Here is a 21993-nt window from a genome sequence, read left to right as displayed (position 1 = left end):
AAATAAGAACGTGTCCCCAACCCCCATCCCCCCTAAAATACCCGCCATTCCCGTTTCGCCCCGCCCGAGGCCGCTTGTTCATGTCCGTTACCGCCCCATCCGCGCCGTCTGCCAAACCCGCGCCCGATCACCACGCCCAGTTCATCGAGCTGCTGCAAACCAGCCTCGAACACAACGGCTTCATCAAACTGGTGCTGGCCAAGTACGTGGGTGAAGAGGCGGATCTGCAGCGGATCATCATCAAAGCGGTGACGGTCAAGGCGCAGCCAAACCTGTCGTTTGTCTATCGCTACAAGACCCGCGACATCACCAAGAACCTGCCGCTGAGTGAAGGCGTGGCGGTGATTGCCGAGCTGTTGCCGGCGGCGTTCAAGAATGCGCATTTGCTGACCGTGACCGACGAGGCCCAGCTCGAATACAGCAAAAAGGGCAAGCCTTCGCTGTTCAAGAGCAAACCTCAGCAATTGCGCGAGGCGCCGTCCGCCGAGCACAACCGCGAGAAAAACCGCTTTTTGGACCTGAGCCGGCCGTTCCTCAAGGACCTGGGCGTGACCAACGCGCAACACGAGCTGATCCCGGCGATGTCGCGCAAGTGGAAGCAGATCAACAAGTTCATCGAAGTCTTCAGCCACGCCCTGACTTCGTCACCGCTGGCGCTGGACAAACCGGTGCGGGTCGCGGACTTCGGTTCGGGCAAGGGCTACCTGACGTTCGCGATTCACGATTACCTGCGCAACACGCTCAAGGCCGAAGGCGAAGTCACTGGCGTCGAGCTGCGTGACGAGATGGTCAACCTGTGCAACGCCGCCGCGGCGAAACTGCAGCACCCGGGGCTGGTGTTCAAGTGCGGTGACGTGCGCAGCGTGGCGCCGAGCGAACTGGACGTGATGATCGCCCTGCATGCCTGCGACATCGCCACCGACTACGCAATCCACACCGGCATCCGTTCCGGCGCGTCGATCATCATGTGCTCGCCGTGCTGCCACAAACAAATCCGCCTGCAGATCCAGAGCCCGGCGTTGCTCAAGCCGATGCTGCAATACGGTCTGCACCTGGGGCAACAGGCGGAAATGGTCACTGACAGCCTGCGTGCGCTGTTCCTCGAAGCCTGCGGTTACGAGACCAAAGTGTTCGAGTTCATCTCGCTGGAACACACCAACAAGAACAAGATGATTCTCGCGGTGAAACGCGCCGAGCCGGCGGACCCGGCTCAGTTGCTGGTGAAGATTGCTGAGTTGAAGGCGTTCTACAACATCAGCGAGCACTGTCTGGAAACCCTGCTGCGCGCCGACGGCTTTCTCGCCTGACCTTGACCTTGTGGGAGCGAGCCTGCTCGCGAAGGCGGACTGCCAGCCAAGGATGCTGCTGGCTGTTATGGCCCCTTCGCGAGCAGGCTCGCTCCCACATGGGGTTTGATGGCGGTCTTGCGCCCGAGCATCACCGTTGCGATCACCCCGCAGGCAAACACCCAGGTGATCGGCTCGACATGTTCACCAAAGAACAGCGCCGAAAACGCGATGGTGAAGAAGATCTGCAGCAACTGGATCTGACTGACCCGCGCGATTCCGCCCATCGCCAACCCGGCGTACCAGGCGAAGAAGCCGAGAAACTGCGAAAACAGCGCCACGTAGCCGAAGGCCCACCAGGTCTTGGCCGACACCGCGCCCTGATGCTGCAGCGCCAGGTACAGCACCGGCCCGATCAGCAGCGGCGTCGATAGCACCAGCGCCCAGCAGATCACCTGCCAGCCGCCCATTTCCTTGGCCAACCGGCCACCCTCGGCATACCCCAGACCGCCCACGGCAATCGCGCCGAGCATCAGCAAGTCACCGGCCTGAATGCTCCCGGCACCGGTGTAAAGCGCATAACCGAGCACCAGCGCACTGCCCAGTGCGGCGCAGGCCCAGAAGGCTTTTGACGGACGCTCATGGGACAGCCACGCGGCATACAGCGCCACGCACAGCGGCTGCAAACCGTTGACCAGTGCGCCATGGGACGCCGGCAAGGTCTGCATGGCCCACGCCGACAGCACCGGAAAGCCCAGAATCACCCCGGCGATCACCAGGCTCAGGCCTTTGATCTGCTGCCAGCTCGGCCACTTCTCGCGCCGCCATAACAACAGCGCCGCCGCCGGAATCGCCGCGAACAGCGCCCGGCCGAGGCCGTTGAGCAGCGGATGCAGTTCCTGCACCACGATCCGGGTGAAGGGCAGGGTCAGGCTGAAAATCACAACCCCGAGCAGGCCGAGGGCCATGCCGGTGTTTTCGCGCGAGGACATGTGAGTGACCAGAATTGAAGGTGACAGGGAGGTGGCTTCATCTAGCCATAAACCGGGCGGGTCGGGCTGTTACAGCTAGGCACAGAGTTATCCATACAGTTGGAATAAGTCCTGTGGCGAGGGAGCTTGCTCCCGCTCGCCTGCGCAGCAGGCGCCAAACCTGAATGCATTCTTTACTCACGGAAAGCGAGGGGACGCTTCGCGCCCCAGCGGGAGCAAGCTCCCTCGCCACAAAGGCGGGGAGGCGTAGTAGCCGGTTGTTACCCGCCCGAACGGATAAGGTCTACCTTGAATACTCCTGCAAGCCCTTTCCCAGAGGAGTCCTCCCCATGGCCGCGAAAAAAATCCTGATGCTGGTCGGCGATTACGTCGAAGACTACGAAGTGATGGTGCCGTTCCAGGCCCTGCAAATGGTCGGTCACACCGTGCACGCCGTGTGCCCGGACAAGCCATCCGGTAGCACCGTGCGCACCGCGATCCATGACTTCGAAGGCGACCAGACCTACAGCGAAAAACCGGGGCACCTGTTCGCCCTCAACTTCGACTTTGCCAAGGTCGCCGAGGCCGATTACGACGCGCTGCTGATTCCCGGCGGTCGTGCGCCGGAATACCTGCGCCTGAATGAAAAGGTGCTGGCGCTGGTAAGAGCATTCGACAAGGCTGGCAAGCCGATTGCCGCTGTGTGCCACGGCGCACAGTTGCTCGCGGCGGCGGGCGTTCTGGAAGGTCGCGAATGCAGCGCCTATCCGGCCTGTGCGCCGGAAGTACGCCTGGCCGGTGGCACGTTCATCGATATCCCGGTGACCGACGGCCACGTTCAAGGCAATCTGGCGACTGCTCCGGCGTGGCCGGCGCATCCGAACTGGCTGTCCGGATTCCTCGGCCTGCTTGGCACCAAAATCACCCTGTAACGAGGATGCGCTGATGTGCGAGCTCTACGTCAAGGCCGACCCGATTCTCTACGAATCCCGCTCGCGCTCGCTGCGCATCTGCGGCGTGGTGACGACATTGCGTCTGGAAAACCAGTTCTGGGACATCCTCAGCGAAATCGCCGAAGTCGATGGCATGACCACTAACCAGTTGATCGCCAAGCTGTATGAAGAAGTGATGGATTATCGCGGGGAGGTGGTGAATTTTGCCTCTTTCCTGCGGGTGAGCTGCACGCGGTATCTGAGTCAGCGGCGGGTGACGGAGCCGCAGTTGTCGGTGGTGCGAGCAGTTGTGAAATAGCCCACTGCGGGTCGACCCCTTCGCGAGCAAGCCCGCTCCCACAGTGGAGACTGTGCTCTGTGGAGATCCACTGTGGGAGCGGGCTTGCTCGCGAAGAGGCCATTACAGGCGACAGAAATCCTGGGCTGGTCTTTACTCACTGGCGCGAAACCTCTCAACCGCCAAGGAGATTCGAGCATGTCCGGATGGTACGAAGTGAGCAAAAGCAGCAACGGCCAGTTCAGGTTTGTGCTGAAGGCCGCCAACGCTGAAACCATTCTCACCAGCGAGCTCTACACCACTCGCGCGGCAGTCGACAACGGCATTGCTTCGGTGCAGACCAACAGCCCGCTGGATGAACGCTACGAGAAGAAATCGACGAAGGATGGCCACCCATACTTCAACCTCAAGGCCGCCAACCATCAGATCATCGGCAGCAGCGAGTCGTACTCCACGGACGCCGCGTGCGCCAAAGGTATCGCCAGCGTCAAGGCCAACGGGCCGAGCAAAGTGATCAAGGACAAGACGTTGCCGGTGCTTTGAAATAACTCGACGACTCAGTCGCCAAAACAATGGCGACTGAATTCTGGCTATGTGCCACTACATCGCTTATCCTTCGCGACCAATCCATGGAAGGGGCGGCGTTCAATACTCTTTCGTGTGTTTTTCAATGTTTACGCGAGAGTTTTTCCTTTGATGATTCGCTTTTTCGCTGTTCTGACGGCGCTGCTCGGCCTGAGCGGTTGCTATAGCATGTCACCGACCCACATTGACGATGAACTCAAGCCAACCGCCGACTCCGGCGTGGCTTATGTGGTAGGTGTGGTCGGCATCTGGCCCAAGACGAGGTTTTCAGCGAAGGAACAAATGCTGATGATCCGTAAGCGTGGAAGCGATGATTTCGCCACTGCACGCCTGCACAACGAGTTTTACGCCCGAACCGAGCGAGATGTACGCGAGACCGATCACGGCATCGGCACGTTGTTTGTGATGCCGCTCAAACCCGGTCGTTACGAGATCTACAACGTGCGTTTCGATCATGGGCAGTCGGTGACGTGGAGCCGTGAAGACTTCACCATCGGCATGCAACTCGAGGCGGGCAAGGCTTATTACATCGGCGATTTTCGCGCCGGGTGCCTGATCGGTCTCCAGCTGTCATGCCTGTTCCTGCACAGCGATCATCTTGAACGTGATGCGGCGCTGGTTCGTGCCAAATACCCGCAAGTACCGGGATTGCAGCGTCTGGACCTGCCGAATCTGGACACTGCCACGCCGTTCATTCGCGAAGAAAACGGCCCCAGCGCCTCTGTCTATAAAGCCATGCTGTCAGGAAAACTCTAATGCGCCTCAAGCTTCTGTTTCTGGGATTGCTCATGTTGCTGGGTGGTTGTCAGGCGACCCACAGTCTCAAGGCCCCAGACGTCGACTACAGCCAGCAACTGCCGGCGATCAACGTCAATGTGCTCGGTCTGCCGAGCTGGATGTTGCGAGACGAACTGCGTCGGCGCGGCACTTTCGACGAAGTTCGCTCCGGTCGAAGCGAGGATGGCTACAACGTTCTGGTAGTCGCCAACAGCGATGTCGGCGCGCTTCAGCCTCAGTTGTTCCTGAGTGCCTTCACACTGTTCCTGGTACCGGTACCGGTGAGCTTCGACAGCACAGTGGTGTTCAGTCTCAGCCATGGCAAGGAGATACTGGGTGTCTATGCCGTGCACAATCACACTGAATCCTGGCGGGGCGCCTTCAACGCCTCGGGCGGGCAGTTCGAACATGTGCGCTTGATCACTGACACGTTCATTGCGCAGGTCCTGAAGGATCAGCCCTTCCACCGCGAAGCGATGAAGCACGCCGCCAGTCTTTGACCGACAGGCAGGAAAAATCTCGCCCGGAGTGTTCCGGGCGGGATTTTTTTCATCAGCGCAAAACGTCGAGCAGCGCTGTGAGGTGATGTCTGCCGGTGTCACTCAACGGGAACACTGGCAACCGGGGATCGCCGACCTCCAGCCTCGTCTCGCGCAATCCAGCCTTGATCGTCGCCGGCAAGCCGCCCTTGAGGATGAAATCCAGCAGCGGCAACTGGCGGTAGAACACCTCACGTGCCCGCTCCAGATCGCCGGCCAGCGATGCCGCGTACAGATCCAGATTCAGTTGCGGGATCAGGTTCGGCGCGGCGGTGCACCAACCCTTGGCCCCGGCGGCAAACGCTTCCAGCGCCAGCGGATTGCAGCCGTTGTAGAACGGCACCTGGCCTTCACCGAGCAATTGCAGTTTGTGCATGCGCTGAATGTCGCCCGTGCTCTCCTTGACCATGGTCACGTTTTCCACGCCATTGACGATGCGCAGAATCAGCTCGACCGACATGTCGGTGCCGCTGGTGGCCGGGTTGTTGTAGAGCATGATGGGCACGCCGATGCTGTCGCCGATGGCCCGGTAGTGGGCGAGGATTTCCGCCTCGCTGAGCTTCCAGTACGAGGCCGGCAGCACCATCACCACGTCGGCGCCATGCGCTTCGGCGAAGCGCGCGCGGCGCACGGCTTTGGCGGTGGTCAGGTCGGACACGCTGACGATGGTCGGCACCCGTTTGGCCACGTGTTTGATGCTGAACTCGGCGACCTGATCCCACTCGGCGTCGCTCAGGTAAGCGCCTTCGCCGGTACTGCCCAGCGGGGCGATGGCGTGGACGCCGCTGTCGATCAGGCGATCGATCGATTGGCCGAGGGCGGGCAGATCCAGGCCTTCGCCCTTGGCGCCGAACGGGGTGATGGTGTAGCCGATGATGCCGTGAATGTTGGACATGCGGTGTCTCCTTGAAAAGCTGAAATCAGTTCAGGCAATCGGCGTGCTGGCGCAGGTTCTGCCGGGCGTAGTAGTTGAAAGCGGCGGCGTGGCGCTTGGGTTTCGACACCCAGTCATGGGCCTCGCGACCCAGCGCCGGCATGATCGGCTTGATCGTGCCAGCGGCCATTGCCAGCAACTGAAGTCTGGCGGCGCGCTCGATCAGCTGGGCGATGACACACGCTTCTTCGATCGTATTTCCGGTCGACAGCTGGCCGTGGTGCGACAGCAGAATCGCACGCTTGTCGCCCAGTGCACCGGCAATCAGTTCGCCTTCTTCGTTACCCACCGGCACGCCCGGCCAGCCTTCGAGAAACGCACAGTCTTCGTATAACGGGCACAGGTCCATGTGGGAAATCTGCAGCGGCACTTCCAGCATCGACAGTGCGGCAATGTGCGTCGGATGGGTGTGGATGATGCAGTTCACGTCCGGCCGGGCGCGGTAGACCCAGCTGTGGAAACGGTTGGCCGGGTTGGCCATGCCGTGGCCTTCGAGCACTTCCAGGTCTTCGCTGACCAGCAGCAGATTGCTCGCGGTGATTTCATCGAAACCCAGGCCCAGTTGCTGAGTGTAATAGGTCCCCGGTTGCGGGCCACGGGCGGTGATCTGTCCGGCCAGACCGGAGTCATGACCGCTCTCGAACAGGATCCGGCAGGTCAGCGCCAGCTTTTGCCGGTCAGTCCACGTATTATCCGCCAGGGTGTTTTGCATCTGGGTCAGCGCTTGCTTGACCAGTTGCGCTTTGGGTAGTGCTAATGTCTTGGCCATGTCTGTGTCCTTTGGGTGATTGCAAATGACACTAAAGAGCCTATATGACACAAAGTGTCATAAGCAAGCATGAATCGTCGTTTCCTTGATGGAATAACTGCTGCGCATGTCTATCCGTTTGAAATTATTGAGAAAAAAACTTGGGGTAACGCTTGAGGCGCTGGCCGAAAAATCCGGCATGACCAAGAGTTATCTGTCGAAAGTCGAGCGCGGGTTGAACACCCCGTCGATTGCGGCCGCGCTGAAACTGGCGAAGGCGCTGAACGTGAAGGTCGAGGAATTGTTCTCCGAAGACAACGTGAGCCTCGACAGCTACAGCCTAGTGCGCAGCCACGAGCGCCAGTCACTGGCGGCCAACGATCAGAGCCCGGGGTATGCGGTGCTGGCGCATCAGGTCAGCGAGCGCAACCTGCTGCCGTTCATCATCTACCCGCCGAGCGAGTTCACCGACAAGACCTTCAAGGAGCATTTGGGCGAAGAGTTTCTGTTCGTCCACGAAGGGCAGGTGGAAGTGGATTTCATGAACGAGCGAGTGCTGCTGGAGCGCGGCGATGCGCTGCATTTCAATGCGCAGAAACCGCATCGGATCAGATCGGTGGGCGAGGTGCAGGCGCAGTTGCTGGTGGTGGTGCACAGCTCGGAAGAATGAGTTGGCCCCAAAAGCTTCGCGAGCAAGCTCGCTCCCACAGTAGTTCGCGTTCCAATGTGGGAGCGAGCTTGCTCGCGAAGGCGTCAGTCCGGTTACATCAAACTTCGACGGGAACCGAAAGCTTCGGATTGCCCAACGCATGCGTCTTCGCATCAAAAAACCGCAACTCAACCCCGGTCCCTTCGAACACCTTCGCGTAATGTCGCTTCTGGTGCTGAATGAACGCCGCACTGCGCGGATAGATCGAGATGGCCACGCTCGCCGGTTTCGCCAGGCGCAGCGCCCTCACGATGTGAGCATCCTGCTCGCCAAGCGCATGCCCGAAGATGCACAGGTTCTGCGCGTGGCCCAATAACTGCTCATAGCAGAACGACAGATAATCCGAGCTGCGAATGGTCTTCAGCTTGTCCGCACTCGGCCCTTCGTTGACGAACAGCGGCACGTCGTCGAGGGTCTTGATCGTGTTGTTGATCGCGAAACTGCCGAGCAGGGTGCCTTCGGTCGAAGTCAGTTTGCGGGCGGTGCCGTCCTGATTGCGCACCAGTTGCAGACCACCGTGCAGATACAGCAGACGCGGTTTGGCGCTGGCGCTGGCGCTTTCGCTCAGATCAAAACTGGCGTCGGGGCCGTTGAACAGGTCGTCGATCGCCTCGCTGCGGTGCTGAATCGCCCAGTAGCTCAGCAGGTCGTAATTGGTGGTGAACACCGTGCGATAACGCGCCAGTTCTTCGTTGAGCGTCGCCAGGGTCGAGGCCTGCACCAGTCGCCATGGAATGTGCACCGCATGCACGGTGTTGATCAGCGCTTCCTTGATCGCGTAGTAGCGATTGCGCGGTGCGGCCGAGCTGACCGCCAGCGCCTTGTTGACCCGGCTGGTGGTTTTCAGTGCACCGAGCACCTGCTCGAAGCTGCGCGTCTGCATCGCATCGAACACGCTCAGCTCCGACGGACTCAGTGGTTTCTCTTCCACGGTGCGCGCGTTTTCGAACAGCGAGTCGTAGCCGAAATCGTCCCACACCGCGCGGCTGGCGCCATTGCCCACCAGCAGACCGTTGAAGTCGGCGGTGGCGCGCAGGGCGCTCCAGTCTTCGAGGGTGGCATCGACTTGCAGAAAATCGGTCATTGCGTGGGCAGTCTCAAAACAAAGGGCAGATGGGCGGCGACTTTATCACGAGCGGGCATTGAGCCAGATCAACATCGGTGGTGACCGATCGGTCGATCCTGTGCACATCCGCCGTATCGGAGCAGTCGATTCGGCCCCAGTCAGGAGACGCGCATGAGCAGCACCTTTTTCATTCCAGCCGTAAACATCATGGGCAACGGATGCCTCGACGAGGCCATGCTTGCGATCCGCAACTACGGTTTTCGCAAGGCGCTGGTCGTCACCGACGCGGGGCTGGCCAAGGCCGGTGTGGCGGCCATGGTCGCCGAGAAACTGGCGATGCAGGACATCGACTCGGTGATCTTCGACGGTGCCAAACCGAACCCGAGCATCGCCAACGTCGAGGCCGGACTGGCGCTGCTCAAGGACAGTCGCTGCGATTTCGTGGTGTCGCTCGGCGGCGGTTCGCCCCATGACTGCGCCAAGGGTATCGCCCTGTGTGCGACCAACGGTGGGCAGATCCGCGACTACGAAGGCGTCGATCAATCGAGCAAGCCGCAGTTGCCGCTGATCGCCATCAACACCACCGCCGGCACTGCCAGCGAGATGACCCGTTTCTGCATCATCACCGACGAATCGCGCCACGTGAAAATGGCCATCGTCGACCGCAACGTCACGCCGCTGCTGTCGGTCAACGACCCGGCGCTGATGGTCGCCATGCCGAAAAGCCTGACCGCCGCCACCGGCATGGACGCGCTGACCCACGCCATCGAGGCCTACGTTTCAACTGCCGCCAACCCGATCACCGACGCCTGCGCACTGAAGGCCATGACCCTGATCAGCAACAACCTGCGCCTGGCCGTGCGCGACGGCAGCGATCTCACGGCGCGGGAGAACATGGCCTACGCGCAGTTCCTCGCCGGCATGGCGTTCAACAACGCATCGCTCGGCTACGTGCACGCGATGGCCCACCAGTTGGGCGGTTTCTACGACTTGCCCCATGGCGTGTGCAACGCCGTGTTGCTGCCGCACGTGCAGACCTTCAATGCGTTGATCTGTGCCGAACGCCTGACTGACGTCGCCCACGCCATGGGCGCGGATATTCGTGGGTTCAGCCCGGAAGAGGGTGCCCAGGCGGCGATCAACGCGATCCGTTGTTTGGCCAGGGACGTCGAGATCCCGGGCGGCCTGCGTGAACTCGGCGCCAAGCTCAGCGACATCCCGGTGCTCGCCAGCAACGCGCTGAAAGATGCATGCGGCCTGACCAATCCACGGGCGGCGGATCAGCGGCAGATCGAGGAGATTTTCCGTAACGCGTTTTAAGGGCTGACACGCGTCGGCGTGAATCTCACACAGAGCATCGCGCCGAACGCAAGCACACTGCACAACAGTGCTAGCGGCCACGCCGAAGGGCTGGCAATAAGACTGGCAATCGCGCCGATCAACGCCGCTATCAGTTGGTGAATAAATCCGCTCAATGCCATCGCGTAAGCTCCCGCAATCGGTGCGCCATCGTTGGCACGGGACAGGCTGATCGGATAGTTCAGCGACTGACCGAATACCGCCACGCAGTAGGGCAGCCACAGCAGCAGCGCGATGGAGTTGGCCATCAGACTGCCCAGTAGCATCACGCCGCAGCCCGCCATCACCAGCGCCACGCCCAGCGTCATCAAACGGTGTTGACCCGCGCGCAGAACGCAGCGATTGACCACTAGCGCTCCGAGAAAGTACGCCGCACTGACCGGCCAGCCGAGCAGACCGTAATCCATCGTGGACCAATTGAACGGCCCTTGCAGGATCAGCGGTGCAGCCGTGTTGAAGGCGATGATGACGCCGTAGCCAAGACCGCCGGCCAGTGCCGGCAACAGGAACGCGCGATGGATCAGGATGCGCCGGTAAACCCTCCATGCCGAAGCGTTTGTTTGCACCTCCTCCAAGGTCGCGAAGTTGACCCGGGATACGATCAGAGCCATCAGCAAGCCTGTGATGCCGAGCAAGTAGAAGATGGCCTGCCAGCCCAGCGCGACCTGAATGATCGACCCCAGGTACTGGCCGATACCCAGTGCCACCACGAACGAAATCGAAATCCACGACAATGCCTTGGCCAGCAGGTCGCCGCGAAAACTGTCGCGAATCAGCACCCTTGCCATCACCGAAATCCCGCTGGCGCCAACGCCCTGAATCAGGCGCAGTAAAAGGAACGACTCCAGCGTCGAACCCAGCGGCAAGCCCAGGTTCGTCACGCCATACAAGCCCAGCGCTGCGAGCAACACCGGTTTGCGTCCGATACGCTGGGCCAGTGAACCCCAAAGCAGCATTGGCAGCGCCATGCCGACCAGATAAATCGATAAGCCCCACGCCACTTGTGCAGGCTCCGCGTGCAGATGGCCGGCAATCTCCGGCAGCGCTGGCAGGTAAATACTCATGCCCAGCTGCGCGAGGAACACGGTACAGCAGGTGATAAGAAGGGTGGCGCTGGCGTTCATCTGTCGTCCTTGGCTCAGATGTCGAAATCGACGCGATGCGTGCGCAACAACTCGCTGACTGCTTCGCAGAAATATCGGATCAGCGACGGCTCCATATCAGCACGCAAGGTTACCCGAATGGCCGCTTTACCTTGGGCAACCACTGGAAAAAATACCGCGCTGGTGAAAAAGCCTTGCTCGGCCAGTTCGCTGGCGATGCAGTTGGCCAGATCCGCCTGGCCGCAATCGATCAAGCGGATCGCCATCGCGCTGTGGCATTGCTCGGTGCTGATCAAACTGTCGAAGAGGCGGATATTAGCTTGGAGGCTGGCCTGTAGAGCGGCGAATTCGGCGCTGTAATGCAGGCGGATCGACGCTCGGCCGGCGCCGATTGCCGCACAGTTTAGACTTTGTGACCAGTTGCTCGGGCCGCCATAACGCTGGATGATTTTTTTCTGGCGCAGGTTACCGAGCATCACCAATCCACCACTGGCGCCAAATGACTTGGCCAGCGACGCAACGATCAGGCAGTCATCTTCCAGCGTCTGGATTCTCGGTCGTACCAGGCCGACGCCGTTATGGCCGACGGCTGACAACGCGTGGGAATCATCCAGATAAAGAAACAGCCCGTAACGATCCTTGAGGTACAGCAGGCCTTCCATGTTGGTCACGCCGCCCATGCTGTAGGCGCCGTCGCCAACATAGGCCACGCGGCCGTATTGCTGGCACATCTGTTCCAGAAAATCCATGTCGTTGTGTGGACAGGTCATGACACGAGTTTCGTCGGCGCAGGCAGCTTTCAAATGATTCATCGAGTAATGCGCCTGACGGTCAAAGACCATTACTGGCGGGCGATTATCGGTCAATACACCGCTGGCCAGCAGCGGCAAGATCCCCGCACTAGCAGCGCTGCAGGACAAGGTCGTCAGGCACACAGCATCGAACAGCTGCGAAAGCTCGGTTTCGTATTTTTCGAGAATCTCCAGTTTGCAGCGATTTTTCGAGTTGGCAACGCGCATGGAGCCGGTTTCCTGCAGTGCGGCAATAGCACCTTCGAGCAGGGCAGGGTGATGATCAAGGCCAAGGTAGGACGTGGTACAGAAATGTTGTAGCTCCCGTCCATATTGGTCGAGCAGGCGGTTGGGACCCATGACTTCGACATTGAGCCCGGCGACTTTGCCGAGCTCGGCGTTCTCCCAGTCCTGGTTTGCCAGTGCGATGACTTTTCGATAGTTGGAATAAAGGTTTGGTGCTTGCTGCATCTGGTTCATCAGGGCATCCCTTGAGCGTAGCAATCCGCGGGTCGTTGCAATTTGTGTGTATTGCCAGACTTTACGGAATGCGACTTCGGGCTTGAATCAGACACGTCCTGCAATATTGAACGCTATTGGATATTTGCTTGTAGGGCGATGTCCTGATGGGCTGTCGGGCACCTCCGAGTCCTACCCGGCAGGTGCCAGATTCCTGCTCGTTGCCTCACCAAACTGAATCAACACCACCCCGCCAATCAGCAGCAACGCGCCCAAAAACCGCGACAACGTCAGCTGTTTCTCCAGCAATCCAAACAGCCCGAAGTGATCGAGCAGCATCGAAGCAATCACTTGCCCGGCCAACGCCAGCGCAACAAACCCGGACGCGCCGAGTTTTGGCAGCAACATCACCGCCAGCGCCACAAAGCACACGCCGAACGCACCGCCAGCCCACATCCACAACGGCGCCTTGCTGATAAACCCCAGCGACGGCAGCGGCAGGCGCAACGCCAGAATCACTGGCAACAGCACCAACACACTCACCAGTAACGAGGCCAGGGTCGCCCACAGCGGATGTCCCAGTCCCCGGGCCAGATTACTGTTGATCGCACTCTGAAACGGCACCACCGCCCCGGCAAACGCGGCCAGCAGCAACAAACCGACCCACTGCAACGTACTCATGATCATTCTCCAACAGGTTTTGCTGGACTCTAGAGTATTCGTCGCGCAGATTTAAATTCCGTTTTGTCATCCAGAACATGCACAAGATGAATGATCTGCGCCGTATCGATCTCAACCTGCTGGTGGTTCTCGACGCCTTGCTCAGCGAGCAACACGTCACCCGCGCCGCCGAGCGGTTGCACCTCAGCCAACCGGCAGTCAGCCATGCGCTGGCGCGTCTGCGCGACTTGCTCGGCGATCCGCTGCTGGTGCGCGCCGGTTCGACCCTGGTGCCCACGGCGCGGGCGCTCGAACTGGTCGCACCGCTTGCTGAAGCACTGGCTCAGGTGCAATCGTTGCTGGCGCCGAACACTTTCGATCCGGCCACTGCGCGGCGGACCTTTCGTGTGGCGATGTCCGACTACGGCGCGGCCATCATCCTGCCCGATCTGATCCGCACCTTGCGTCGCGAGGCACCGGGCATCGACCTGCAAATCAGCCACGCCAGCCGCGAAGGCATGCTCGAAGGTGTGCTCAACGGCGACATTGATCTGGCCGCCGGGGTGTTCCCGGAAATGCCCAACGAATTGCGCAGCACGCTGCTGTTCGAAGAGCGCTACGTCTGCCTGCTGGATCGCCGCAGCTTGCCGGCCGACGGCGTACTGGATTTGCCGACCTACCTGTCGCGCCCGCATGTTCTGCTGGAAATGCGCGGCAGCGGCACCCCGGAAATCGAACGGGCGCTGACCTCATTGCGCGAACGCCGCCGAGTCGCCATCAGCCTGCCGCACTGGAACGTCGCGCCACAGTTGATCAGCGGTACGGATTTGATTCTCACGGTGTCGTCACGCAGCGTGCGCGAGATTGATCAACAGGAATTGATTGTGCTGCCGCCACCGTTCGAGATCGCGCCGTTCACGTTTGTGCTAGCGTGGCATAAGCGCCGGGGTGGGGATCAGGCGTTGAACTGGTTGAATCGCAGGATTGAGGAGGGGTTAGATCGATCCGGGATCTGCGATTGAGAATGTGCTACCAAGTGCGGGGAGGAAGCCTGCGAGTATGAAAAACGCGCAGAACCTGAAGCCTGCCCTGACGAACGCGGTAAGGAATCAGATAGGGGCGATCAGGGAGTGCCCATTCTCTGGTTCCGGGCAAACGTCCCTCGCGCCCGGAGGCGGGAAAGCGGGCAAGCTGATCGACGCAGTCGAGAATGGCTTGAACAAACTCAGAGGCCGCCTGCGGATTTTCAATCGCGATGTAGGCGGCTTCGTCATCGAGATTCTTTAGTGCAGTACGCAGCCACTCAACGCGCATTGGCATTCCATTTGTTAGCGATCGCCCTGACATCATCGGCAGAAGCAAAATCACCGGCATCGGCTTCGTTCAGCGCTTTTTGGATTTCTTCAATTTGCCAGGCTTCACGAGCCAGGTACTCGCGCAATGCATCGACTGCCAGATAGGACTTGCTGCGCCCGGTCGCTTTGGCGAGGTTAGCCAGCGTATCTGCAATTTCGTCGGGAAGCCGCAAAGACATGACGGACATGGTGGTCTCGGTGTAGTGGTTTGTAGTGCAACATACTACAGCGTCATACTTGCCACGGCCCGCCATTCGTCTAACGGTTGCGCACAAGACTTTATCAAGGAAGAAAAATGACCTGCAGAAACACCTTCATCCTGGCTTTTGCATTCCTGGCCATCACCCCCCACGCCCAAGCCTCCTGCACCACCAAGAGTTTCGACGGCAAATCCATGTCGCGCTGCAATGTCTGGCCGGCGTTTCCGAGTCAGGCGATCTCGGTCAAGTCCACTTATCTGGCCGATTCTGGCGGCGACGATGCCGGGGCGTTCGATCTGGATCTGGCGCTGCTCAATGCGAGCAATGCCAAACCCATCGCCACCTACCGTAAACCGGGCGCCTACAACTCTGATGCCGTGCGCCTGGATGATGTGCGCATCGACACGGCGCGCTATCGACTGACGCCGGATATCCGCGCTTTTGGGCTGCGAGCCAAGTTCGTCCACAGTTCCCATGCCATTCCCTACGAGAAAACCGATCTGGCGCTGTATGTGCGCGAGGGTGATGAATTGCGTCCAGTGCTCGAAGGGCTGGTGGTCTTCAAGGACAACGGTGAGTTCGTGAATGACTGCGAGGGCTACAGCAAAAAAATCCGCCGGACGCTCGAGATCGCTCCAACGAGCCACAATGGTTTCGCCGATCTGATCGTCACCACCAGCGGCAGCAAAATGAAAAACACCAAGTCCGGCAATCAGTGCGTATCGAACACCACCGAGCTGAAGAAAAAGCAGATCACCCTGACGTACGATGGTCAGCAGTACAACGTTCCTGAAGACCTCAGAGGTTACTGACCCCATGCTCACCGGCCTCAACCACCTGACCCTCGCCGTCAGTGATTTGCCCCGCAGCCTGGCGTTCTACCGCGATGTGCTGAGTCTGCGCGTCGAAGCCACATGGGACGCCGGTGCCTACCTGTCGCTGCCGGGGCTGTGGTTGTGTCTGTCGCTGGATGCGCAGCGCCCCACCGAGCCGTCCGTCGACTACACCCATTACGCGTTCAGCCTCGCCGAGACAGATTTTCCGTTGTTTGTGCAGACGCTAAAAGCGGCGAATGTGAGGGAATGGCGCGACAACCGCAGTGAAGGCGCGTCGTTCTACTTTCTCGACCCTGATGGCCACAAGCTCGAGGCTCACGTCGGCGATCTCGCGTCGCGACTGGCAGCCTGTCGGCACAAACCGTACGCGGGCATGCGTTTTTACGACGCGTCGTGATCTGGCGTTGCGGGCTGATATAGACTGGCCATCATTTGTACTGGCGCCAGCAGGTTTTTCATGACTCCATCGCTGCTAATGGCCGTTCTGGCCTCGGGTTTCATTTACGGCATCACGCCTGGGCCGGGCGTGCTGGCCGTGTTCGGCATTGGCGCGGCGCATGGGCGGCGGGCCGGGGCGGGGTTTCTCTGCGGGCACCTGCTCGGTGATGTGGTGTGGTGCAGTACCGCGCTGATCGCCATCGTCGGTGCCCGCGAAATCGGCAGCACCGCGTTCGATGTGCTGGGTGTGCTCAGCGGTTTGTACCTGTTCTGGCTCGGCTGGCGCGCAGTGCGGGCCAAACGGCGCAGCGATGATCAGCCCCAGGGCGCAGCGCGTCAGCCGTTCTGGCACGGCATCCTGTTTGGCCTGACCAATCCCAAGGCGTATCCGGTGGCTGTGGCGACGTTTACCGCGCTGCTGTCGAGCCGTGCCGAACTGCTCAACTGGTCGATGCTGCCGGCGCTGATCGCCCTGAGTTTCCTCGGCGGTTTGCTGGCCTACGCTATTCTGATCGGCGTGGTCGGCGCCCGACGGGTGCGCACGCTGTATCAGCGCCACGAGCTGATGATCACGCGTTTGTGTGGCGTGATGTTCATCGGTTTTGCCATAAACGCACTGGTGCACGCACTACCGGGATTGCTGCCGAACAAGGCTTGAAGTTGTGTGCAGGGATGCGTGAACAAAGGGTCAGGGATGGTTGAACAGTGCTGCATTGTCCGGACACCCACGCTGAACCATGGAAAGCCGAAATTCCGCGCCGCTGGCGAGTTATATGGACCTGTTGCTCGATGCCGTCTGTGCGGTGGACACGCAGGGCCGTTTCGTTTTTGTCAGCGCCGCCTGCGAGCGCATTTTCGGCTATACGCCTGACGAGTTGATCGGTCGGCCGATGATCGAACTGGTGCATCCTGCAGACCGCCAGCGCACCCTCGCCGCCGCCCGCGACATCATGGGCGGCGAACCCAAACACAATTTTGAAAACCGTTACGTGCGCAAGGATGGCCGCATCGTCAACATCCTCTGGTCGGCGCGCTGGTCGCAGGTCGATCAACTGCGCATCGCCGTGGCCCGCGACATCACTGAGCGCAAGCAGGCCGAGTCACGTCAGGCGGCGTTGTATGCGATTTCCGAAGCGGCGCATGTCGCCGAAGACTTGCTGGCGCTGTTCAAGCGCATTCACCTGATCATCGGCGAGTGGTTGCCGGCGCTGAATTTCTCCGTGGCGCTGTACGACGAGCACTGTGCGCAGCTGAATTTTCCCTATCACGTCGACGATCACGAATTGCAGCCCGAGCAACCGGGCACCGTCACCGGGCGCCTGTGTGCGGAGGTTATCCGCAGCGGTCAGCCGATTCTGCTGACGCCGGACAGTCCCGACGCCCCACCCGACTTCGCGGCGCTGGTGGCGGGGCAGGATTCACCGTGCTGGCTCGGTGTGCCGCTGAATTCGAAGAACGGCACCATCGGTGCGCTGATCGTCAAAAGCCTGCCGGGTGGCGAGCGTTACACCGAACAGGACAAGGAACTGCTGCAATACGTCTGCGCCCAGGTCGCGACCGCCATCGAGCGCCAGCAACTGCACGCGCGGCTCAAGCGCATGGCGCAGTACGATCAATTGACTCAGTTGCCCAATCGAGGATTGCTCAAAGACCGCCTCAAGGCTGCGCTGGCCGGTGCCCGCGAAGCGTCGGGAAACATGGCGCTGCTGTACGTTGATCTGGATCGCTTCAAGCAGGTCAACGACACCTTTGGCCATGCGGTCGGCGACATGCTGTTGCAAACGGTGGCGAGTCGGCTCAAGGGCTGCGTACGCGATACCGATACCGTGGCGCGCATTGGTGGCGACGAGTTCGTGGTGCTGTTGCACAGTGTTCATGCCGCTGAAGACGCCGACAGCGTGGCCGCAAAAATCCGACAGGTGCTGATGCAGCCCATGCGCCTGGACGGTCACAACCTGTGCATCGAGCCGAGCATCGGTGTGGCCCGTTATCCCGAACATGGCCGCGAAGAGCAACAACTGTTCCGGCACGCCGACCAGGCGATGTACGCCGCCAAACGCCTCAATCACCGGGTAGTGGATACCTGAAACAGTGCACGCCGTTCGTCGCGGCGCGGGCAACTTTTCTAAACCTTTATCGGTCCGGCAATTCTCAATCTAGGCGGGCACCTGCTCGCCAACGATCAACACCAAGAGGAAGAGAATCATGCCTAATTCAAGAAACTCGAACTCGGGAAACTTCGCCAACGATCGAACCAAGGCCTCTGAAGCCGGTCGCAAAGGTGGGAAAACCACCACCACGACAGTCGACAAAGAGCCTGCGAAAACCGAAATGGGCCGCAAGCCAGCTCAGAAGTCGAAGTAGTCGGTGAGGTAGTTTTGATTGAGAGGCGGGGGCGCAAGCCCCCGCTTGAATTTGCAGAGATAGGAGGGCGCGACCATGAGCCGGATGGCCACCCAGATACGTCGTTTCAGTTTTGCCACGCTGTTGGGCTTGTTCGCTGGCAGTGCATTCGCCCAGTCGCCTGCCGACTTCATCAACGATGCGTCCGCCAAAGGCATGGCCGACATCGAAGCCAGTCGTCTGGCGCACCAGAAATCCGACTCCAAAGAGGTCAAGGATTACACCATCGTCGTGATCAATGACCGCACCACGGCCAACCAGCATCTGGCAAAGATCGCGAAAAAGCTAGACCTGCCCGTCGCACCTCGTGAAGAAATTGCCGACAAGGCCAAAACCATGATCCCCCAGGTGAAAGACGGTGAAACCTTCGATCAGGCCTACGCCGCGAGCCAGGTGAAAGCGACCGAAGAAGCTATTCAGCAGATCCAGCAGGAAGCGCAGTCAACCGACGTTCCGGAAATCAAGGCATTTGCCGACGAGACGTTGCCAAAACTGCAAAACCATCTGGAAATGGCGCGAGCGCTGCAAGCCAGCCGCTGATCCCGATTACATGTCAAAAGATCGCAGCCTGCGGCAGCTCCTGCACCATTCCATGTAGGAGCTGCCGCAGGCTGCGATCTTTTGCTTTTTTGACTTTACTCAGCAGTCATTCAAATCCTGCTTCGGCTTGCTCTTCTCCCCCAGCCCATCGAGATTGAACACCTCGCTTTCCCCCAGGCTACGGTAATGCTTGCGCAGCGCCTCCAATTGTTTGAGGTCCAGCGATTCCAAGCCAAGCATCGCGTTCTGCGCTTCCTTATTTACCCGCAACAACTCATCGAGCTTCAGATGCAGGATGTCCGTATCGCGGTTCTGCGTGTTCTGGATCAGGAACACCATCAGAAAGGTGATGATGGTAGTCGAGGTGTTGATGATCAGTTGCCAGGTGTCGTTGAAATGAAAAATCGGCCCACTCAGCCCCCACAGAAAAATCAGGATCAATGCGCCCATGAACGTTTTGGGGCTACCGGCCCAAAGGGCCAGGGTCTGGGATATTTTTGCGAATTTCATTGCGGTGTTCCTTATTGGGAGACGCTAGAAATTCAGACAGTGAGGGCGTTGCGAAAATTCTGTTTTTCGTTGCCTGTCCATGAAAAACCGGTCTCGCGACCGGCTCATACATGAGTAGGCTCAGGACGTCAGTTCGACCCCCACCTGCCACTGAAAGTACCCCGCCACTTCACATTGCTGATTGACCAGCATGAACGTTAATCCGCACTGGACAGTGCCAGGTGTTTTCGGGGTGCAGGCCCAAAAATGATCGTCTGCCTTGCGGCTGCCCGGCACGGTGGGGGTTTCGGGGTTGGGCGCGGGGACGGTAAGGCCGGTGTGGATTTCCAGTTTGGGTACAGTAAGAAAGCCGCTGTCATCGACGGTCATGCGACAGGCCACCACGCTGTGCTCGGCGATCAGGCTGACGCTTCTGACGCGAAAGTGAACATCACGGTCCATCACGACTAAGACTTTGGTAGTGCTGTCATTTGTAACTATTTCTTTTGAGTTATTACCCGTGGCGAAAAAGATAAATCCATCGGCAATGTCGGTAGGGTTGGCGGGGTCCTGGCTGGGTGTTGGATAGTGCGCAAGCAGAGATTCGGCATCGACGATCAGCAATACATTCTGCGCGTTGTCGACGGTGGAAAAAGGGGAGGTGATCGGTTCGGAAGTCATCATGGATTCCTTTCATGACGTCGCTAAACACTGGCGGCCGCATCGGTCAAGGCAAGACATCCTGATTCCGCCGGGCTGCATCGGATCGGTGGAGCCCCTCGTTGCCAAGGGGCTCGTTACAGGGTCAGTTGTGGATTGAGATGAACGGGTCCCACGAGCAGCAGCCGATGATCTGGCAGTTGCGGTCGACGATCAGGAAGTGGAAGTGATAGGTCACGCGGCCGCAATCCAGGGTCTCGGATGACCAGTAATGGTTGTCGACTTTCTGGCAGCTCGGCACAGATGGATTTTCCCGGTTTGGCACTGCAACGCACGCCGTGGCCTTGCGCGGTGAGGGTGGGGAGATCAGGTCGGCCCCCGCGTTGCCGATGAACTTGTAGAAAATTACCGCTTGTTCGAAGCTCTGCGACAGGCTGGTTTCACGCCAGCGGATCAGGTCGCCGACTTGCGCCTTGAGGTCCAGTTCACCACCGGCCTGGCCACTGACGACATTGTCCTGGTTGGTGACCATATACACATGATGCCAGTCGATCAGCGTGGGATTCTTCGGATCCTTGCTGATGTTTGGATACTTTTTCAAAATGGTTTCGGTGTCGATGGAAACCAGAATATCCGTAACTCGAGACATGGTGAGGCTCCTTTTTCATAGTGAACGTCGGACTGCAATCCAGGCACGACGACGCTTGCTTGCCGTATGGCTTTTGCGAGCACACTACTGGGGGAACCCATCGGTCATGAGAGACGCGCAGGCCGTGCTCCTTGCACGAAATCAGATGAGTCGGGTTCCTTCCGACTGCCGCAAATTGACTATAGGTTTGATTTTTTAGCTGTCAAAAATGCGTGTTAATGGTTCGACGGACGGTCGTTGATTGCATAAGAATCGCCCAATTGGCGATAAGCAGCCCGCCCGCTGACATCGTTTGCAATCAGTCGCTCTGGAACTGCTCGCATGGCTGCCTGTATTGTGACGAACCGCTGAAGTGTCCCGACAGGAGAACGCAATGAGTTGGTCCGCCAGACAATACGTCGCTTTCGAAGATGAACGCACCCGCCCGGCCCGTGATCTGCTGGCGGCGATCCCCACGGTTCAGGCGCGATCGGTGGTCGATATCGGTTGCGGCCCGGGTAACTCCACCGAGCTGCTGGTGCCGCGTTTTGAGCAGGCCCAGGTCAGGGGCCTCGACAGTTCGCCGGACATGGTCAACGCCGCGCGCAAGCGCCTGCCGCAGTTGCAGTTCGAGGTCGCAGAAATCGATAGTTGGGCGGATCAAGGCCCGTTCGATGTGATTTTCGCCAACGCAGTATTGCAGTGGGTACCGGATCACGCGACGTTGCTGCCGGCGCTGGTGGGTAAGCTGTCGGACGGTGGCAGTCTGGCGATCCAGATGCCGGACAACCTCAACGAACCTTCCCATCGACTGATGCGCGAAGTTGCCGCCAACGGCCCGTGGTCCGCGAAACTGGCAGGCGCCGCCGGACAGCGCACCGACATGGCCAGCGCCAGCGAGTACTTCTCGATGTTGCGTCCGCACTGCTCGCGGGTCGATGTGTGGCGCACCACCTATCACCATCAGTTATCCGGTGGAGCGGCGGGGATCGTGGAGTGGTTCAAGGGCAGTGGCTTGATTCCGTTTCTGAGCCCGCTGAGCGAAGAGGAGCGGACGCAGTATCTGCAGCAGTATCTGGCGGCCGTTGCCGAGGCGTATCCGGCGTTGCCTGATGGTTCGGTGCTGTTGCCGTTTCCACGGCTATTTATCGTCGCGACTCGCTAAAGGCAAACAACAATTCTGTGGCGAGGGGGGGGGGGGGGGGGGGGGGGGGGGGGGGGGGCGGG

At 59.7% G+C, this 21993-nt stretch carries 28 protein-coding genes; 16 read left to right on the top strand and 12 right to left on the bottom strand.

The window, feature by feature from the left end:
* Window positions 1-80: 80 nt before the first annotated feature.
* Entirely contained in the window at window positions 81-1307 is a 1227-nt protein-coding gene (locus NTD85_RS01655; protein WP_262141266.1) for a class I SAM-dependent methyltransferase, read from the top strand.
* Between the two features lie 65 nt (window positions 1308-1372).
* Here the strand turns inward: NTD85_RS01655 and NTD85_RS01650 are convergent, their stop codons facing one another.
* A complete protein-coding gene (locus NTD85_RS01650; RefSeq protein ID WP_086792057.1) occupies window positions 1373-2278 on the bottom strand; it encodes a DMT family transporter in 906 nt (301 codons plus the stop codon).
* A gap of 329 nt (window positions 2279-2607) precedes the next feature.
* Here NTD85_RS01650 and NTD85_RS01645 point away from each other — a divergent pair, with 329 nt between their 5' ends.
* The 5 genes from NTD85_RS01645 (at window position 2608) to NTD85_RS01625 (ending at window position 5349) form a co-directional block, all read left to right on the top strand.
* Window positions 2608-3189, top strand: coding sequence for a DJ-1/PfpI family protein (locus NTD85_RS01645; RefSeq protein WP_003222466.1), 582 nt, complete (start codon window positions 2608-2610; stop codon window positions 3187-3189).
* 13 nt (window positions 3190-3202) lie between these two features.
* Window positions 3203-3508, top strand: a complete 306-nt coding sequence (locus NTD85_RS01640; protein ID WP_003222468.1) for a ribbon-helix-helix domain-containing protein — start codon at window positions 3203-3205, stop codon at window positions 3506-3508.
* Window positions 3509-3685: 177 nt separating this feature from the next.
* Window positions 3686-4030: a YegP family protein gene (locus NTD85_RS01635; protein ID WP_003222469.1), complete on the top strand. Its 345-nt coding sequence runs from the start codon at window positions 3686-3688 to the stop codon at window positions 4028-4030.
* Between the two features lie 153 nt (window positions 4031-4183).
* The gene (locus tag NTD85_RS01630) at window positions 4184-4828 is read left to right on the top strand and encodes a hypothetical protein (RefSeq protein WP_045122715.1); all 645 of its coding nucleotides are present in this window, start codon (window positions 4184-4186) and stop codon (window positions 4826-4828) included.
* A complete protein-coding gene (locus tag NTD85_RS01625) occupies window positions 4828-5349 on the top strand; it encodes a hypothetical protein (RefSeq protein WP_262141264.1) in 522 nt (173 codons plus the stop codon). The genes NTD85_RS01630 and NTD85_RS01625 overlap by 1 nt, the downstream gene beginning before the upstream one ends.
* Window positions 5350-5401: 52 nt before the next feature.
* On the opposite strand, the gene NTD85_RS01620 is transcribed toward NTD85_RS01625, so the two are convergent.
* Together NTD85_RS01620 and NTD85_RS01615 are read right to left on the bottom strand one after the other, a co-directional pair.
* The gene (locus NTD85_RS01620; protein ID WP_262141263.1) at window positions 5402-6283 is read right to left on the bottom strand and encodes a dihydrodipicolinate synthase family protein; all 882 of its coding nucleotides are present in this window, start codon (window positions 6281-6283) and stop codon (window positions 5402-5404) included.
* Between the two features lie 25 nt (window positions 6284-6308).
* Window positions 6309-7091 carry an aldolase gene (locus tag NTD85_RS01615; RefSeq protein WP_262141262.1) on the bottom strand — a complete coding sequence of 261 codons (783 nt, stop codon included), beginning with the start codon at window positions 7089-7091 and terminating at the stop codon, window positions 6309-6311.
* A 106-nt stretch (window positions 7092-7197) separates the two neighbouring features.
* Between NTD85_RS01615 and NTD85_RS01610 the strand changes: the two genes are divergently transcribed.
* The gene (locus NTD85_RS01610; protein ID WP_003222480.1) at window positions 7198-7740 is read left to right on the top strand and encodes a helix-turn-helix domain-containing protein; all 543 of its coding nucleotides are present in this window, start codon (window positions 7198-7200) and stop codon (window positions 7738-7740) included.
* A 97-nt stretch (window positions 7741-7837) separates the two neighbouring features.
* Here the strand turns inward: NTD85_RS01610 and NTD85_RS01605 are convergent, their stop codons facing one another.
* The gene (locus NTD85_RS01605) at window positions 7838-8863 is read right to left on the bottom strand and encodes a DUF4917 family protein (protein WP_262141261.1); all 1026 of its coding nucleotides are present in this window, start codon (window positions 8861-8863) and stop codon (window positions 7838-7840) included.
* A 153-nt stretch (window positions 8864-9016) separates the two neighbouring features.
* On the opposite strand from NTD85_RS01605, the gene yiaY reads away from it, so the two are divergent.
* Entirely contained in the window at window positions 9017-10165 is a 1149-nt protein-coding gene (gene yiaY / locus NTD85_RS01600; RefSeq protein ID WP_262141260.1) for an L-threonine dehydrogenase, read from the top strand.
* Here the strand turns inward: yiaY and NTD85_RS01595 are convergent.
* From NTD85_RS01595 to NTD85_RS01585, 3 genes are all read right to left on the bottom strand, one after another.
* The gene (locus NTD85_RS01595; RefSeq protein ID WP_262141259.1) at window positions 10162-11328 is read right to left on the bottom strand and encodes an MFS transporter; all 1167 of its coding nucleotides are present in this window, start codon (window positions 11326-11328) and stop codon (window positions 10162-10164) included. The genes yiaY and NTD85_RS01595 overlap by 4 nt on opposite strands.
* Before the next feature lie 14 nt (window positions 11329-11342).
* Entirely contained in the window at window positions 11343-12578 is a 1236-nt protein-coding gene (locus tag NTD85_RS01590) for an aminotransferase class I/II-fold pyridoxal phosphate-dependent enzyme (RefSeq protein WP_003222486.1), read from the bottom strand.
* Between the two features lie 171 nt (window positions 12579-12749).
* Window positions 12750-13238 carry a DMT family transporter gene (locus NTD85_RS01585; protein ID WP_262141258.1) on the bottom strand — a complete coding sequence of 163 codons (489 nt, stop codon included), beginning with the start codon at window positions 13236-13238 and terminating at the stop codon, window positions 12750-12752.
* Window positions 13239-13315: 77 nt separating this feature from the next.
* Between NTD85_RS01585 and NTD85_RS01580 the strand changes: the two genes are divergently transcribed.
* Window positions 13316-14239 (top strand): LysR family transcriptional regulator, encoded by a 924-nt coding sequence (locus NTD85_RS01580; RefSeq protein ID WP_262141257.1) that lies wholly within the window; start codon window positions 13316-13318, stop codon window positions 14237-14239.
* A gap of 7 nt (window positions 14240-14246) precedes the next feature.
* Here the strand turns inward: NTD85_RS01580 and NTD85_RS01575 are convergent, their stop codons facing one another.
* Both NTD85_RS01575 and NTD85_RS01570 read right to left on the bottom strand, forming a co-directional pair.
* Entirely contained in the window at window positions 14247-14531 is a 285-nt protein-coding gene (locus NTD85_RS01575; RefSeq protein WP_103485683.1) for a type II toxin-antitoxin system RelE/ParE family toxin, read from the bottom strand.
* Window positions 14521-14760: a CopG family ribbon-helix-helix protein gene (locus tag NTD85_RS01570; protein ID WP_103485684.1), complete on the bottom strand. Its 240-nt coding sequence runs from the start codon at window positions 14758-14760 to the stop codon at window positions 14521-14523. The genes NTD85_RS01575 and NTD85_RS01570 overlap by 11 nt, the downstream gene beginning before the upstream one ends.
* Before the next feature lie 107 nt (window positions 14761-14867).
* Between NTD85_RS01570 and NTD85_RS01565 the strand changes: the two genes are divergently transcribed.
* The 6 genes from NTD85_RS01565 (at window position 14868) to NTD85_RS01540 (ending at window position 18989) form a co-directional block, all read left to right on the top strand.
* Window positions 14868-15584, top strand: coding sequence for a hypothetical protein (locus NTD85_RS01565; protein WP_262141256.1), 717 nt, complete (start codon window positions 14868-14870; stop codon window positions 15582-15584).
* A 4-nt stretch (window positions 15585-15588) separates the two neighbouring features.
* Window positions 15589-16005 carry a fosfomycin resistance glutathione transferase gene (fos, locus tag NTD85_RS01560; protein WP_262141255.1) on the top strand — a complete coding sequence of 139 codons (417 nt, stop codon included), beginning with the start codon at window positions 15589-15591 and terminating at the stop codon, window positions 16003-16005.
* 60 nt (window positions 16006-16065) lie between these two features.
* Window positions 16066-16704 carry a LysE family translocator gene (locus tag NTD85_RS01555; protein WP_103485687.1) on the top strand — a complete coding sequence of 213 codons (639 nt, stop codon included), beginning with the start codon at window positions 16066-16068 and terminating at the stop codon, window positions 16702-16704.
* 79 nt (window positions 16705-16783) lie between these two features.
* Window positions 16784-18133, top strand: coding sequence for a sensor domain-containing diguanylate cyclase (locus NTD85_RS01550; RefSeq protein ID WP_262141254.1), 1350 nt, complete (start codon window positions 16784-16786; stop codon window positions 18131-18133).
* Window positions 18134-18251: 118 nt separating this feature from the next.
* Window positions 18252-18410 carry a KGG domain-containing protein gene (locus NTD85_RS01545; RefSeq protein ID WP_003222499.1) on the top strand — a complete coding sequence of 53 codons (159 nt, stop codon included), beginning with the start codon at window positions 18252-18254 and terminating at the stop codon, window positions 18408-18410.
* Window positions 18411-18485: 75 nt separating this feature from the next.
* Window positions 18486-18989, top strand: a complete 504-nt coding sequence (locus tag NTD85_RS01540; RefSeq protein WP_003222501.1) for a DUF4142 domain-containing protein — start codon at window positions 18486-18488, stop codon at window positions 18987-18989.
* 99 nt (window positions 18990-19088) lie between these two features.
* Here NTD85_RS01540 and NTD85_RS01535 read toward each other — a convergent pair whose 3' ends face one another.
* The 3 genes from NTD85_RS01535 to NTD85_RS01525 all read right to left on the bottom strand — a co-directional run bounded on the left by NTD85_RS01535 (window position 19089) and on the right by NTD85_RS01525 (window position 20787).
* The gene (locus NTD85_RS01535; RefSeq protein WP_003222503.1) at window positions 19089-19499 is read right to left on the bottom strand and encodes a low affinity iron permease family protein; all 411 of its coding nucleotides are present in this window, start codon (window positions 19497-19499) and stop codon (window positions 19089-19091) included.
* Window positions 19500-19619: 120 nt separating this feature from the next.
* Window positions 19620-20159: an inclusion body family protein gene (locus NTD85_RS01530; RefSeq protein ID WP_262141253.1), complete on the bottom strand. Its 540-nt coding sequence runs from the start codon at window positions 20157-20159 to the stop codon at window positions 19620-19622.
* 124 nt (window positions 20160-20283) lie between these two features.
* Entirely contained in the window at window positions 20284-20787 is a 504-nt protein-coding gene (locus NTD85_RS01525; RefSeq protein WP_008076892.1) for an inclusion body family protein, read from the bottom strand.
* Between the two features lie 373 nt (window positions 20788-21160).
* On the opposite strand from NTD85_RS01525, the gene tam reads away from it, so the two are divergent.
* The gene (gene tam / locus NTD85_RS01520; protein WP_262141252.1) at window positions 21161-21931 is read left to right on the top strand and encodes a trans-aconitate 2-methyltransferase; all 771 of its coding nucleotides are present in this window, start codon (window positions 21161-21163) and stop codon (window positions 21929-21931) included.
* Window positions 21932-21993 lie beyond the last annotated feature (62 nt).

The sequence above is a fragment of the Pseudomonas sp. 13B_3.2_Bac1 genome, from assembly GCF_025466205.1.
Classification (GTDB): domain Bacteria; phylum Pseudomonadota; class Gammaproteobacteria; order Pseudomonadales; family Pseudomonadaceae; genus Aquipseudomonas; species Aquipseudomonas fluorescens_H.
This window is presented reverse-complemented; position numbering and strand designations above follow the sequence as displayed.